The 14,639-nt window shown below is 69.9% G+C and carries 11 protein-coding genes; 6 read left to right on the top strand and 5 right to left on the bottom strand.

The features are described from left to right. The first annotated feature begins 5 nt into the window (after positions 1–5). A complete protein-coding gene (locus KZC51_RS09080) occupies positions 6–1,385 on the top strand; it encodes a phosphotransferase (RefSeq protein WP_247629660.1) in 1,380 nt (459 codons plus the stop codon). Here the strand turns inward: KZC51_RS09080 and KZC51_RS09075 are convergent. Together KZC51_RS09075 and KZC51_RS09070 are read right to left on the bottom strand one after the other, a co-directional pair. Continuing rightward, complete coding sequence (locus tag KZC51_RS09075) at positions 1,331–4,834, bottom strand: ATP-dependent helicase (protein WP_247629659.1); 3,504 nt, start codon at positions 4,832–4,834, stop codon at positions 1,331–1,333. The genes KZC51_RS09080 and KZC51_RS09075 overlap by 55 nt on opposite strands. Then, positions 4,831–8,055 carry an ATP-dependent helicase gene (locus KZC51_RS09070; protein ID WP_247629658.1) on the bottom strand — a complete coding sequence of 1,075 codons (3,225 nt, stop codon included), beginning with the start codon at positions 8,053–8,055 and terminating at the stop codon, positions 4,831–4,833. The genes KZC51_RS09075 and KZC51_RS09070 overlap by 4 nt, the downstream gene beginning before the upstream one ends. 181 nt (positions 8,056–8,236) lie before the next feature. Between KZC51_RS09070 and KZC51_RS17850 the strand changes: the two genes are divergently transcribed. The 3 genes from KZC51_RS17850 to KZC51_RS09055 are packed head-to-tail and all read left to right on the top strand — an operon-like array spanning position 8,237 to position 9,259. Then, positions 8,237–8,461: a DUF3107 domain-containing protein gene (locus tag KZC51_RS17850; RefSeq protein WP_247629657.1), complete on the top strand. Its 225-nt coding sequence runs from the start codon at positions 8,237–8,239 to the stop codon at positions 8,459–8,461. A gap of 6 nt (positions 8,462–8,467) precedes the next feature. Then, positions 8,468–8,755, top strand: coding sequence for a hypothetical protein (locus KZC51_RS09060; RefSeq protein WP_247629656.1), 288 nt, complete (start codon positions 8,468–8,470; stop codon positions 8,753–8,755). Positions 8,756–8,761: 6 nt separating this feature from the next. Then, positions 8,762–9,259, top strand: a complete 498-nt coding sequence (locus KZC51_RS09055; RefSeq protein ID WP_247629655.1) for a hypothetical protein — start codon at positions 8,762–8,764, stop codon at positions 9,257–9,259. Here the strand turns inward: KZC51_RS09055 and KZC51_RS09050 are convergent. Then, positions 9,256–9,969, bottom strand: coding sequence for a ferritin-like fold-containing protein (locus KZC51_RS09050; protein WP_247629654.1), 714 nt, complete (start codon positions 9,967–9,969; stop codon positions 9,256–9,258). The two genes, KZC51_RS09055 and KZC51_RS09050, sit on opposite strands and share 4 nt — an antisense overlap. A gap of 194 nt (positions 9,970–10,163) precedes the next feature. On the opposite strand from KZC51_RS09050, the gene KZC51_RS09045 reads away from it, so the two are divergent. After that, positions 10,164–11,675 carry a DEAD/DEAH box helicase gene (locus KZC51_RS09045; protein ID WP_247629653.1) on the top strand — a complete coding sequence of 504 codons (1,512 nt, stop codon included), beginning with the start codon at positions 10,164–10,166 and terminating at the stop codon, positions 11,673–11,675. On the opposite strand, the gene KZC51_RS09040 is transcribed toward KZC51_RS09045, so the two are convergent. Next, a complete protein-coding gene (locus tag KZC51_RS09040) occupies positions 11,591–12,574 on the bottom strand; it encodes a DUF817 domain-containing protein (RefSeq protein ID WP_247629652.1) in 984 nt (327 codons plus the stop codon). The genes KZC51_RS09045 and KZC51_RS09040 overlap by 85 nt on opposite strands. Positions 12,575–12,641: 67 nt before the next feature. Beyond that, complete coding sequence (locus KZC51_RS09035) at positions 12,642–13,517, bottom strand: PHP domain-containing protein (protein ID WP_247629651.1); 876 nt, start codon at positions 13,515–13,517, stop codon at positions 12,642–12,644. An 89-nt stretch (positions 13,518–13,606) separates the two neighbouring features. Between KZC51_RS09035 and KZC51_RS09030 the strand changes: the two genes are divergently transcribed. Then, a complete protein-coding gene (locus tag KZC51_RS09030) occupies positions 13,607–14,629 on the top strand; it encodes an endonuclease/exonuclease/phosphatase family protein (protein ID WP_247629650.1) in 1,023 nt (340 codons plus the stop codon). Positions 14,630–14,639: the final 10 nt, after the last annotated feature.

Genomic DNA, 14,639 nt, shown 5'->3' with positions numbered 1-14,639 from the left:
AGGGGATGGGACGCTCTCCTTTCACTCTAGCCGCGGCAGTGACGGCTGCACTGCCCGGGGCGGAGGTCACGGGCGCTCGCGCACTGACGGCCGACGCCGACGGACGTTTCGACTCCGCTGTGGCCACGCTGGCCGACGGCCGAGAGCTCGCGATCCGCATCGCCGACGACGACGAGACCGCGCGGGAGCTGGCGGCGGAAGCACTGGCTCTCCGCGCGCTCACCACAGGAGCGCGCGCCATGCTGCCGTTCAGCGCGCCGGAGTACATCGGCGAGACCCGCGTCGGCGAAGGGCGGGCACTCGTGACCGGCCTTCTCCCTGGCTTCCAGATCGAGCCGGCGATGGTGCCGGCCGGCCGAGGGGCTGCCGAATCCATGGGCGCAGCGATCGCGGCGGTGCACGGGCTGCCCACCTCCGTCGTGCGCAGCGCCGGCCTCGTCTCGAAGTCGGCGGAAGAGAGCAGGGAAGAGCTGGCCCGTCTGATCGACCAGGCCGCGGCGACAGGGCGGGTGCCCGCACGCCTCACGGTGCGCTGGCGACAGGCGGTCGGCGATGACGACCTCTGGCGCTTCGAGTCCACCGTGGTGCTCGGCGGGGTCCAAGCGACGTCCTTCCTCTTCGACGATCATCCCGAGCGCGGCCCCCACGTCACCGGACTGGTCGGCTGGCACGGACTCGCCGTGGGAGACCCCGCTCTCGACCTTGCCTGGCTGTCAGCTGCCCCGGATGCCGCGGCGGACGTGCACGCCGCCTACTCGAGCGGCCTGGACCGGGTTCCCGACGCCGCTCTCGAGGTACGCGCGCGCCTGCTCGCGGAACTGGAGTTCGCACGCTGGCTCGTCCACGGCGACTCGATGCGCCGCAGCGACATCGTCGACGACGCGGCCGCGCTCCTGGAGTCCCTTGCCGACGGACTGCGCGACGACGACCTCAGTGTCATCGCCGCGCGCAGGACGGGGGTGGACTCGGCGATGGACGCGCTGGATCGCGTGCCCGTCGAGGCCGGCCCGGCGATCGACACCTCGATGCAGACGGACGCCTACAATCCCGACGAGCTGTGGCTCGATACGAATGCAGACGCGGACCCCGACAAGACCGGCCCTGTGGAGCCGCTGTCGTCGACCGCGCGCGACATCGGCAGCGACGACCACACCAACGCGGCCCGCCGTGCGGAGATGCTCACAATCGAGACCGAGGACCTCTCGGGGGTGAGCGGGCTGTTCGCCGGCACCACGGGCGCCGCGGGGGTGCGTGAGGATTCGCATCCGCTGCGCTCTCCCGCCGCCGACGCCTCCGACGCAGGCGACACGCCGACGGACGACGAGGAGGCTCAGCGCGCAGCGCGGGCCGCGCTCCAGCGCTGGAAGAGCTCCTCTTCGGAGTAGATCCGATCATCACGGATGACGAGGTCGTCGCCGACGTAGTAGAGCGCGACGTCGATCTCATCGAGTGGAACGCCGAAGCGACGGTGATACGCGAGCCGGTACAACGCGAGCTGCAGCATGCGCTCCTCGTGCTCCTGTGGGGTCTTCGGCGCCTTCCCCGTCTTCCAGTCCACGATCTCGATGCGGCCGCCGCGATCCTCGCGGCGATATACGGCGTCGAGCTTGCAGATCACGATATGGGCGCGACGCTCCGGGTCGGCCTCGAGGTGAGGGATCCCCGCCCCCAGCGCGAAGTCGATCTCGATCTCGACGGCGATCGGCAGCAGCGGACCCCATTCGCTGCGCTCGAACGTCGCTTGCAGCGCCGCGAGGTCTGCCTCATCCGATGCCGTGACCGAGGGTTCGTTCGAGAACGCATCGAGTGCGGATGCGGACGACTCGTCCTCATCGATCTCCCACAGCGCCTCATCGACACGATTGCCGACGCCGACCAATTCGGAGCGACGCTCCACCCACGCGTGGAACAGGGTGCCCAGACGCGTCTGCCGATACGGACGCTCGGGCATCGGTCGCACGATCGACGACAGCGTGCCGGAGAAGTCCGTCACATAGTCCTTGAAGCGGGAGGCAGGGACCCGGGTGGGGGCGACGGCGTCCGCCCCCCGCAGACGCGCTTCCCGCTCGGCGAGCAGCCGTGCCAGTTCGGGTGAGGGTCGCAGATCCTCCCCCCGCGTCGCAGCGCGTCGGACGGCTTCGGCCGCTGTCGTGACCACGGCCCGTCTGCTGCCCAGGGGGTCGAGAGGCCAGCTGAGCGTCGATCCCGGCCCGTCATAGGGGTTCTCCTCCGGGTCGACCGGCTCGATGGCCTCGAGGCCGAGGACCTCCATCGCCTCCACCAGGTACGGGCTGGGCATGCGCGGGGACTTCTGACCGGCCCAGTGCGAACCGCTGAGAAGCAGGTCCGTGCGCGCTCGGGTCACGGCCACGTACGCCAGCCGGCGCTCCTCCTGCTGCTGGTACTGCCGGTAGGCATCCTTGAAGCGCTTGAGCGCGCCACCGTGCGGGTTCGCCTTGGTCACGCCGCCGGACAGCGACGCCTGCGCCAGCGCCTGCCTCTTCTTGGGGTCGCTCTCCCCCTCCATCGCCGACTCCGGATCCCAGGTGAAGGTGGGAAGCGCATCGCGATCGCCACGCAGCGCGAACGGCACCACGCCGAAACCGAACCACCCGGAGGTGTCGGAGACGCGGCCGGGCAGCTCATCGACGACCAGCCGGACGACCGCCACGGCATCCCACTCGAGTCCCTTGGAGCCGTGGATCGTGAGCAACTGCACCACACCGGGTTCCGGCGGCTCGGGGCGGGGCATGAGCTCATCGGTGCTCTCGGCCTTGGCGAGCCAGGCGAGCAGACTGCCGATCGTCCCTCGATCGTCGGCGGCGAGGAAGGCCCGCACCTCGTCGGAGAACGCGCGCAGCTGCGTCGCCGCGATACGCGCCGGTCCGCGCGTCTCATTCGCCGCCAGCTCGATGTCGAGACGCAGCTCGAGCTCGATCAGACGGATCAGCTCCGGGATCGGCTGCGACGACGCGCGCCGCAGCCGTTCGAGCATCTCTCCGGCCGCGCGGATGCGCTGACGCCCGTCCGGGGTGATCCCCTCGAGCATGCGGTAGTCGTCGCGCACCGCGCGGACGACATCGACCGCGTCGACGATCGACACCGCTTCATCAGCGCCACGCGAAGAGCGGAGCCGTGCGCGCACCTCGTCCGGAAGCGGCATCATCGCCGTATCGCGCTCGGCCAGCGTGCGGCCTAGATCGTACAGCGCCGCCATGTCGGCCACGCCCACGCCGAAGCGAGGTCCGGTGAGCAGTCGGATCAGCGCAGAGCCCGCGGTCGGGTCATGCACCACCCGCAGCACCGAGACCACGTCGACCACTTCGGGTGTGGCCAGCAGACCGCCCAGCCCGAGGATGCGGTGCGGGATACCGCGCGCGGCGAGCGCTGCGGCGAAGGTCTGCATGTGCCGTTTGGAACGGAACAGGATCGCCCCGGTGTGCGGGCGCGTGCGCGCCGGGTCCGCTTCGTGTGCGGCGCGGCGTTCGGCGAACCACTCGGCGACGTCGGAGGCCTCCTCGTCGACCGTGAAGGGATACCGCACGGTCACGGCGCCCACGTCGGCCCCCGGCCGGGGATCGAGGGGCGGCACGTCGAGCTCCGGCCGTTGCAGGGGTGCCAGCACGCCGTTCGCGATGTCGAGGATGCTGCGGTCGTTGCGCCAGCTGGTCATCAGGCTGTAAGTCTGGGCCTCACCGCGGCTCGAGAACGACCGGGAGAAGGCGTAGAGGTTGTCGGCGCTCGCCCCCCGCCAGCCGTAGATGGACTGGTGCGGGTCGCCCACGGCCATCACTGCGGCATCACGGAAGAGCTCGGCGAGGAACTTGGTCTGGATCACCGACGTGTCCTGATACTCGTCGAGGAGGACGACGCGGTGCAGTTCCCGTAGCTCCGCCCGCACATCGGTCGCGGACTCGACGATGTCGTAGGCGCCGCCGACCTGGTCGGCGAAGTCGAGCACGCCACGGCGCTGCTTCTCGGCGATGTAGTCGCGCACGAGATGGGTGATCACGGGGAGGCTGAGCAGGTTGGTCGCCGCCTTGTCGACGTCGTTGTTCCCCCGATACGGCTCGAACGCCTGCGCCTGTTCGCGCGCGATCCGCTCGGCATGATCCAGATCCACCCGGTGGTCGAGCGCATCACCGGCCAGGCGCTGCACCGCGTCGATCACGGTGCCGAGCGCATAGTCGATGCCTTCGAGCTCTGGCAGGTCGGAGCGCAGCACCACGTCGCGCGCCAGGATCCAGGAGGCAGCCTGGCTGAGCATCGCCACGTCGGGATCGCGCCCGATCCGTGCGGCATGCTCGCGCACGATGCCGTCGGCGAAGGCGTTGTACGTCGAGACCCGGGGTCGAATCATCAGGTCCTCTGCGGAGCGCGCCGCTGCAGGGTTCCAGTTGGTGCCGTGCACGGCCGCCAGCTCGTCGAGCACCTGCGCCCGCACCACGTCACGCTGCCGCCCCGGCGCGGCGTCGTCGACACGCCGCAATGCTCCGGAGCGCACGATCTCCGACAGATGCGGGAGCAGACCTCGACGGCCGTACTCGTCGATCAGTGCGAGGCGTGCCCCGATCCGCTCCGCGAGTTCCCCCGCCGCCTTGCGCGTGAAGGTGAGCCCCAGGATCTCGTCGCGACGCACATGGCCATTCGCCACGAGCCAGACCACGCGACCCGACATGGTCTCGGTCTTGCCGCTGCCGGCTCCCGCCACGACGAGCGCGGGCTCCGGCGGCGCCTCGATCACGCGCTGCTGCGCCTCTGTCGGCGAGGGCTGCCCGAGCGCGGCGGCGACGTCGGTCGCGGAGATGCCGTAGGTCCCCTCCCAGCCCGTCACGCGCTCACCGCCGGGACCGTATGGATGCGGCACGGATGCACACGCCGCTGCGTGTCGGCGCAGTGCGATTCGACCTGCGCCGTGAAGCTCGACGCCGACATTCCGCGCGCCGCGTCCGCCACGCGGCGGAGGAAAGCAGCCCGCGCCTCCTCATCGAGCCGATGCTGGTGCGCGATGCGGTAGTCGCTCTTGGCCAGGGTCTTGGAGACGATGACGAGCCGCGCACCCGCGAGGGCGGCAGGCGCCGCACCGTCGATCAGTCCCTGCTGCACCGCGACCTGGTAGGCCGCGAGCTGCGCGTGCTCGAGCACCCCGGAGTCGGACTCCGGATCGGTCTTGCCTGTCTTGAGGTCGACGACGACCGTCCGTTCGCCGTCGACGCCAGCAGACATCTCGACCCACCCCCGTCCGCGCGCGTGCGCATGCTCACCCCGCCCGTCGGGGTAGGCCTCGACACGATCGATGTATCCGCTCACGATGGCACGCGGTCCGATGTCCTCCGCATCGACCGGGTGCACCTGCGGGACCATGGTGTCATCGCCGAGCATGACGGCGAAGTCGAAGCGGGACTCGCTGCCGATCACCCGCCCCCCGTCCGCGCGGACCTCGCCGAGGTAGGTGTGCAGGCGGTCCACGAACAGATCGGCGCGTCGACGCTCCTTGCGTCCGATCCATTCGGTCTCGAAATCCAGCTCGGGCCAGTGCTCCGCCACGATCGCGCGCATGAGTTCGAGGTCGCCGTCCGGAACCTTCTCCATCGCCTCATGGACGATCGTGCCGATGCCGGCGGTCGGCGGCATCACGGTGTCGCCGCCCAGAGCCGACACCACCCAGTTCAGACCGCACTCCTCGTAGGACTCCATCTTCGACGGGGACACCCGCGCGCCGTCGACCTCGAGATCCCGCAACGGAGCCTGCGTCGAGAGCGGCACGACCCCGTACCAGTCCGCAGGGTCGGCGCCGGCGACGCCCTCGCGCGCCAGGACCGCGAGCTGCTCGGCGGCCTCCTGACGCACCGGCTCGGCGTGGGACGTCGTGAGCAGACGCCGGTTGCGAGCCACGAAACCGCGCAGCGTGAGCGGGTGCTCCGCCGAGGCGTGTCGCTCGGGCGGATCCGGCGGCGGGAGGAAGCCGAAGAAGGCGCTCGGAGTCATATCGTCGTCATCCACCGCCGTGACGAGCAGACGCTCGCGCGCCCGGGAGACGGCGCGGACGAACAACCTCAACTCATCGTGCAGCGCACTGCGGCGGCGGTCGAGCGGCGTCGGCGCCTCGATGGGCACCCCGGTACGGCTCGCCGTGAGGGCATCGGCGAGCCGCCAGGTCTGGAGCAGTCCCCCGCGCAGACGCACGTTCGGCCAGACGCCGTCCTGCACCCCCGCCACCACGACCGCGTCGAACTCGGTGCCGAGCGCGGTCGCCGGCGTGAGCAACGTGACCCTGCCCGGTCGGTCGGGCGTCGAGAGCGAGTCCTCTGGCACTTCGCTGTCGAGGATGTCGCGCACGAACACCTCCGGGTGCTCGTTCGGCGTGCGCTCGACCGATCGTTTCGCCGCATCGAACAGGGAGACGAGAGCGTCCAAGGCCCTGGCCGTCTCTGCCCCGGTCGGCTGCAGCGAGATCTCGCGCCAGGCGACGTGGAGCCGACGACCGTCGACAGCGCGCGCCTGGTCCCACACCCTCCAGAGCAGGTCGTGCACGGTCTCTCCGGAGGTGGCGGCCTCCGCGAGGGCGGCGATCGTCTCGGCGAACCGCGCGGCGGTGCGCGACTCCGGCGCATCGATGAGAGCGAAGTGCGCCGGTTTCGCCATGGCCTGCCGCAGGAGTTCGCGCGCAGGGGTGGAACCGCCCTGCTCCAGCTCGATGTGTCGCAGGCGCGCGCGCAATCGACGCAGACCGATCGCGTCCATCCCCCCGAACGGCGTCCGCAGTGCTTCTTCCAGCGCCAACGGCGTGCGCTCCTCGACCGGGGTCAGCGAGAGTCGCACGATCCCGACGATGTCGCGCACGATGCCCTCGCTGCCGAGCGGACGCTGCACGCCCGCGGCCTTGGTCGGGATCTCCCGCGCCGCGAGCTCGGTCTCCAGCTGCGTCACCTGCCGCGTGTCGTGCGCGATGACCGCCATCCGGTCCCAGCGGATCCCGTCGGCGAGGTGCCACTCGCGCATCACACCGGCGATCCTGTCGAGCTCCTCATGCGGCGACGGGGCGACGAACGTCGACACGACCGATGCCGCGTCCGCGTCAGCCCCCTCGACGGGGCAGGGAGCGCGGCGGTGCTCGACACGGCCGGAGACGCCGATCGCCTGGGTGATCGTGCGAGTGAGGGTGGTGAGCGCAGGCTTCTGCCGATGGGGCTCATCGAGCACATGGACCTCGCCGAGCGCCCCTGCGAGCTGCGCGAACAGCTCAGGACTCGCGCCGCGGAAAGCACCCGATGAGATGTCGGGGTCTCCGAACGCATGCACGGCCACGCCGCGCGCGCGAAGGGCGCGGACCACGGCGATCCCGCCGCGCGTCAACTCCTGGGCATCGTCGATCAGCACGACGCGCAGCGGGGCGAGAGGTCCGAGGGTGGCGGGATCGGCCACCTCCAGGATCGCGCTGGCCTCGCTGAGCAGGTCGGCGGCGTCACGATGCGCCGACCGGAGGGCGTCGAGCACCGAGCGGTACTCCTCGAGGAACTCCGCGGCGGCAGCCCAGACCGGGTCGCCGGCGTCGCGGAGTTCGCCGGGCCGGGCGCCGAGTTCCGTGCACTCGGCGAGGAACGCCCGCAGCTCCGATCGGAAGCCCTTCGACGCCCGCACCGAGGGGCTGAGCGCCTCCGGCCAGTCGATCACGCCGTCTTCCGCGTCGCCCGCGAGCAGTTCCGCGATGATCCGGTCCTGGTCGGCGCCGGTGAGCAGCGCCGGGGGCTCTGCACCGGCACGGACCATCGCACCGCGCACCACTTGGAACGCGAAAGACCCCAGCGACCGTGCGAGTGGACCGGGCGTGGCCTGCCCGATGCGCACGCCGATCCGGTCGCGCAGAGCCGTCGCCGCCTGCCGGCTGGGCGTGAGCACGAGCACCTCTTCCGGGCGGAGCCGCTCGACGTGGAGCAGCTGCACCACACGGTCGACGAGCGCACGGGTCTTGCCTGTGCCCGGCGCTCCGATGATGACCCCCGATGCGTGTGTCTCGGCCGTCACGACGGCTCGTTGCGCAGCATCCCCTGTCATGCCCTCCACGCTAGCCGGACGCGCCGACATCGCCGCCCGACCGCCCCGGCCCGGATGTGCGCTCACGGCGAAACCGAGCGCCGGCGCCGATCCCGCCCCGAGCGCCCGGGGTAGAGTTGGGCGAGTCCTCGAACGGCGGCGTCTGGCGACGCCCGGCCGTTCCGTAACGCAAGGAGCACGCGTGGAAATCCGCATCGGAATCATCAACACCGGCCGCGAGCTGAGCTTCGACACCGGCGCGAGCGCCGACGAGATCCGCAGCCAGGTCGCCGCAGCGCTCGAGCAGAGCGCGTCGCACCTGAACTTCTCCGACGTCAAGGGCAACTCCTACATCGTCCCGACCGCCAACCTCGGCTACATCGAACTGGGCACCGAGGAACTGCGTCGCGTCGGCTTCGTCGCCTGATCCGTCGTGTACATCCTCCTCGCACTCATCGGAGCGTGCGTCCTCGGCATCGCCGCGCACTTCCTGATCGGCGGCCGTGAGCTGCGCGGCGTCGCGCTCACGCCGGCGATCGCGACCGCGACCTCCGCGCTCGTGTACACCGGGCTGCAATGGGCCGGCGTCGGCGAGGACAGCGTCTGGCTGTGGCTGGCGAGCGTGGTCGGAGCGGTCGCCGTGGCAGCACTCGCGACGCTGGCGCTCGTGGCTGCTCGCCGCCGCTCGGATGCCACGGCGAAGGCTGCGCTCGGGATCTGACGCCCGGTGACCGCCCGACGCACGCTGCTGTCGATCCGCATCTGCATCGGGGTCCTCATCTTCGGGCTGTTCGTCAGCGGCGTGACCGCGTTCCCGCTCCGCGAGGAGCTCGCTCTCGGGTCGAACCTCCTGCATGCCACCCCGGCGTCCACCTGGTTCCCCGACGCGGTGGCCTGGGTGGACCGGTTATCTCACGCGCTGACGGACGTCGGCGCACGCTATCCGTTCATCGCCTACGGCACGGACTGGCTCGCCTACGCGCACCTCGTGCTGGCGGTGCTCTTCCTCGGGCCGCTCGTCAACCCGGTGCGCAACATCTGGGTGATCCAGTTCGGCGTCATCGCCTGCGCCGGCATCATCCCGCTCGCCCTGATCGCAGGGAGCATCCGGGGCATCCCGCTCGGCTGGCAGCTGATCGACATGTCGTTCGGCGTGATCGGCGTGATCCCACTCGCCATCGCCTGGCGTCTGACCCGCCGGCTCGAACTCCACCCGGATCGCTAGGAGGCGAGCCCCATCGCGTCCATCCGGCGCGCGTGCGCGCCCATGAGCTCGGTGTACACGGGTTCGATGCGCTCGTCATCCGCCGCGAGGAACTCCGGGCGCAGCGCGGAACGGCAGACCAGGATCGTGTCGCCGACCAGACGCCGCGCCCACATCGACAGCAGCGAACGCCACTCCTCATCGCTCTCGATCGTCTCCTGGATGATCGCGACGATCTCGTGCCGCGCATCGTCCTCCCGCAGGATGTCGGCGACCCGACGGCCCGCATCGCCGTAGCTGGACGCAAGGGCGAGATAGAAGTCGTCGAGCATGCCGGCGGTGATGTAGACGGCGAGGAGGGTCTCGCGGGGACGCGCACCGATCGTCTTGCGTCGGAAGGCGTCGAGGTTCTCCCGGAACGGGAGCATCAACTGCGTCGGGTCGTCTCCGCTTTCGACGATCAGCTCGACGATCGCGCGGTGCTTGGTGAGCGTGGCCCCGGCCGCCCGCGAGAGCGACTCCTTCTCGGAGAGCTCCGGTGTGGCGCGGATGAGGCGCGTGAGCGTCTCGAAGTAGCCGAGCTGCAGATAGGCCGCCTGCCCGAGGAAGCGCGGGAGCTCGGGGGCGAGTTCCGCGAAGTCGACGCGGGTCGCGTCGCCCTGATCACCTCGGCTGCGCAGTGTCAGCGCACGCCGCGGGGCGGCATCGCGCTGCCAGAACCACTTAACCACGGGGACTCCCTACCCAGTTCGCCACGACGTTCACAATACCCGCGTGGCCGACCTCTACCAGCTGTTCGCACCTGCTCGGGTAGGCTGGGCGTGTCCCGCCGTTGGAGCGGGCCCCCGCGCCTGTGGCACAAGAGACGGCGTGGATCCGTTTACGTGGTGATCTGCGAACGATCGCCGGACAGGCAATTGAACAAGTGACAACTTTCTCTGATCTCGGTATCGATCAGGACATCGTCGACGCACTCGCCGCCAAGGGCATCGTCGACGCGTTCCCCATCCAGGAGCAGACCATTCCGCTCGGCCTGCCCGGCCAGGACATCATCGGACAGGCCAAGACCGGAACCGGGAAGACCTTCGGTTTCGGCATCCCGGTCGTGCAGCGCCTCGGTGTGAACCCCGAGCACGGCGTCAAGGCGCTCATCGTGGTGCCGACCCGCGAGCTCGCGGTGCAGGTGTACGAGGACATCGACCTGCTCACGAGCAACCGTTCCACCAGCGTCGTCGCGATCTACGGTGGCAAGGCGTACGAGGGCCAGATCGACCAGCTCAAGGCCGGCGCGCAGATCGTGGTCGGTACGCCGGGTCGTCTGATCGACCTCGCAGGGCAGCGTCTGCTCGACCTGTCGAACGCGACCGAGGTCGTGCTCGACGAGGCCGACAAGATGCTCGACCTCGGCTTCCTCGCCGACATCGAGAAGATCTTCCAGAAGGTGCCCGCCGTGCGCCACACGCAGCTCTTCTCGGCGACCATGCCCGGGCCGATCGTGGCGCTCGCGCGCCGCTTCATGAACAATCCGATCCACATCCGCGCAAGCGACCCGGACGAGGGCCTCACGCAGGCGAACATCAAGCACCTGGTGTACCGCGCGCACTCCCTGGACAAGGACGAGGTCATCGCGCGCATCCTCCAGGCCGAGGGCCGCGGCAAGACCGTGATCTTCACCCGCACCAAGCGGGCTGCACAGCGCCTGGTCGATGAGTTGAGCGACCGCGGCTTCAACGTCGGCGGTGTGCATGGCGACATGGGCCAGGATCAGCGCGAACGCTCGATGGCCGCCTTCAAGGCGGGCAAGCGCGATGTCCTCGTCGCGACCGATGTCGCGGCGCGTGGCATCGACGTCGACGATGTCACCCACGTCATCAACCACACGATCCCGGACGAGGACAAGACCTACCTGCACCGCGCCGGACGCACCGGTCGCGCGGGCAAGACCGGCATCGCCGTCACCTTCGTCGACTGGGAGGACCTGCACAAGTGGGCCCTCATCAACCGCGCGCTCGAGTTCGGCCAGCCGGAGCCCGTCGAGACCTACTCGTCGAGCCCGCACCTGTACTCCGACCTCGACATCCCCCAGGGCACCAAGGGCCGTCTCACGACCGCACCGAAGACCCAGTCGGTGAAGACGGAGCGCACACGTCGCCCCGAGCGTGCCGCGGATGCCGCCGCCGAAGGCACGGAAGAGGGCGGCACCCGCCGCCGCCGTCGCCGTCGGGGCTCAGCCCCGGTCGGCTCGACCTTCGCCGAAGGTGCGGAGCAGCCGTCGGGAGCCGACGCGCAGACCGCGCCTGTCGACCGCAGCGCCGAGGGTGCCGGCACGCACGACGGCGCGGGCAAGGAGCATCACGACGGCAAGCCGGCTCCGGCCCGTCGTCGTCGTCGCCGCCGCGGCGGCTCGGGCGGAGGAACGGCTCCGGCCGGCGCCTGATCGATCTCGGCGGGGGCGGATGCTGCGACAGCGGCATCCGCCCCCGCCGTCATCCCGGGTGGACGCGGCGGGTAGACCCAGGTGACCAGCACCACCGAGATGATCATCAGCAGGAACCATGACACGAGCTTGCTGGCCGACACCGGCTGCCAGCCGTCCGCCTGATCCGGGTACATCCACGCACCCGCCCAGGTGCCGATGTTCTCCGCCAGGTAGATGAACACAGACACTCCCGCGAAGACCGCCAGCAGCGGCAGCCGGAGCGTCCGGCGCCAGACCCGCGCATGCATCACGGTGGGCATCCACAGCAGCACGACGGCCGCGAGCAGCACCCAGCGGGCATCCCACCAGTAGTGATGCGTGAAGAAGTTCGCATAGATCGCCAGCGCGACCACCGAGGTCAGCAGCCGACGGGGGTAGCGCGTGAAGCCCAGATCGAAGAGTCGATGGACGCGCACCATGTACGAGCCGACCGCGGCGTACATGAACCCGCTGAACAGGGGTACCCCTCCGATGCGGAGGATGCCGTCCGCCGCATACATCCACGAGCCGACGTCGGTCTTGAACAGCTCCATCGCCGTGCCTGTGAGGTGGAACAGCACGATCACCCAGAGTTCGCGGCCGCTCTCCAGCCGGAACACGAGCATGCCGATCTGAATGGTCACGGCCGCGATCGTCAGAGCGTCGTTGCGCGCGATCACCGCGTCGTCGGGATACCAGAGCCGCGCCGCCACGATCACGACGAGGAGGGCGGCCCCGAAGATGCAGGCCCACGCCTGCTTGAGGAGGAACACCGCGACCTCGACGAGAGCGGCACGGATGCCGTCGGCGGGAGCCTCCTGCAGCAGACGATGAGCGAACGCATCGACGCGGCGCTCCACAGAAGTCGCTTGACGCATGCGGAGGAAGGTATCAACACCGCTGGCGAATGTGCCGGGAGTATCCCGACAGAATGCCCGGCACGCGTCAGGGGTATCGCGGTTCCGCGCCGCTCGCGCGTGCGATGAGACGGGCGACCATCTCCTCGGAGGTGGTGTTCTCACCGGGGCGATTGGGCTTGCCACTGCCGTGGTAGTCGCTCGAGCCCGTCACGATGAGATCGTGCGCCGTCGCGATCTCGTGCAACAGCTTCTTGCCCGCAGCGGTGTTCTCGCGATGATCGATCTCGAATCCGCCGAGACCCGCGGCGATCAGCTGCTCGATGAAGGACACCGGCATCATGCGATCACGGCCCGACGTCGCCGGGTGGGCGATCACGGCCACTCCCCCGGCGTCAGTGATCAGTCGTACGGCTGTGAGCGGATCCGGCGCATAGTGGGGCTCGTAGTAGCCCGCACGCGGGTGCAGGATGCCGTCGAAAGCCTCGGTCCGATCGCGAACGATGCCGCGCGCGACCAGCGCGTCGGCGATGTGCGGGCGGCCGACCGTGGCATCCGCGACGGTCTGGGCGACCACATCGCTCCAGTGCAGGTCGTAGTCGCGTCCGATGTGGCGCACGATCCGCTCAGCGCGTCCGATCCGGTCGTCGCGGATCCGGGCGGTCTCCGCGTTCAGCGCGACATCGTCGGGATCGAACAGGTAGCCGAGCACATGCACGCTGCGCCACTCGTGCTTGGCCGAGAGCTCCATGCCGGGGATGAAGGTCATGCCCAGAGCGACGGCGGCACGGCCCGCCTCATCCCACCCGGAGGTGCGATCGTGGTCGGTGAGAGCGGCGGTGCGCACCCCGTGCGCGTGCGCCTGACGCATCACCTCGGCCGGCGTCTCCGTGCCATCGGAATGGTGGGAGTGCAGGTGCAGGTCTGCGGGACTCGCGAACCTGAGGGGGTCATGATCGGCCATCCTTCGAGCGTACCGAGCAGAGCGGGTCGCGGTCGCGCACGCACCACCGGGGCAGGGACTTCACAGCCTGCTCTTCTACGCTTGTCGGGATGCTTCGACTACTGGGGATTCTGTTCACCGTGCTGCTCGCGATCGCCGCGGCGATCGTCGTGTGGCCGCAGTTCTTCCGGCTGGAGCAGACCTATCCGTTCACGCAGCTGGTGTCGGCCAGAGGCCTGGTGCTGGGCGCCTTCCTCGTCGTCGCCGTGCTCGCACTGCTGCTGCTGTTCATCCGTCCCCTTCGGGGGTTCGCCGCCTCCGTGCTGATCGTCGCCCTCCTCGGCGCCGGTGCCACCGGGATCATCGGCGCCATGCGCGGCTTCGGCACCACGGCGCTCCCGGAGAAGACCGACAGCAGCGTGCGCGTGCTCACCTGGAACACGGCGGGCGAGGCGGTCTCCGCCGAGACCATCGCGCAGCGAATCCTGGATCAGGGCGCTGACATCGTCGCCCTCCCCGAGACGACCGAGGCGGTCGGCGAGCGCATCGCGATCATGTTGCGCGAGCAGGGACACCCCATGTGGGTGCACCATGTGCAGTTCCGGCCGGACGTTCCCAATGGTCCGCAGTCCTGGCAGACCACGGTGCTGGTCTCCCCCGAACTCGGTGAGTACTCGGTCATCCAGTCGTCCGAAGACGGCTCCAGCAACACCGGTTCCGTGCCGAGCGTCGTGCTGATGCCGATCGACGGCAGCGGCCCCACGATCGTCGCCGTGCATGCCGTCGCCCCCCGCATGGAGGAGATGCAGCAGTGGCGCTCCGACCTGCAGTGGATCGCCGATCAGTGCCCCGCCGGTGACGTCATCCTCGCGGGCGACTTCAATGCGACGATCGACCACATGGCATCGCTCGGCGTCGACGGCGGCGACATGGGCTACTGCCGCGATGTCGCGTCCCGCACCGGCAACGGCCTCACCGGCACCTGGCCGAGCTCGCTCCCCGCGCTCGCAGGAGCACCCATCGACCATGTCATGGCCTCCGCCAACTGGACCCCCTCCGGATCGGTCGTCCTCGACGACGCCGGTGGCAGCGACCACCGCGCGCTCGTGGTCCAGCTCGAGCCCGCCGGCTGAGCTCCCGGGC

Source organism: Microbacterium croceum, from assembly GCF_023091245.1.
GTDB classification, from domain to species: Bacteria; Actinomycetota; Actinomycetes; order Actinomycetales; family Microbacteriaceae; genus Microbacterium; species Microbacterium croceum.
Note: the sequence above shows the minus strand (reverse complement) of the source record. Positions and strands in the feature narration are given on the sequence as shown.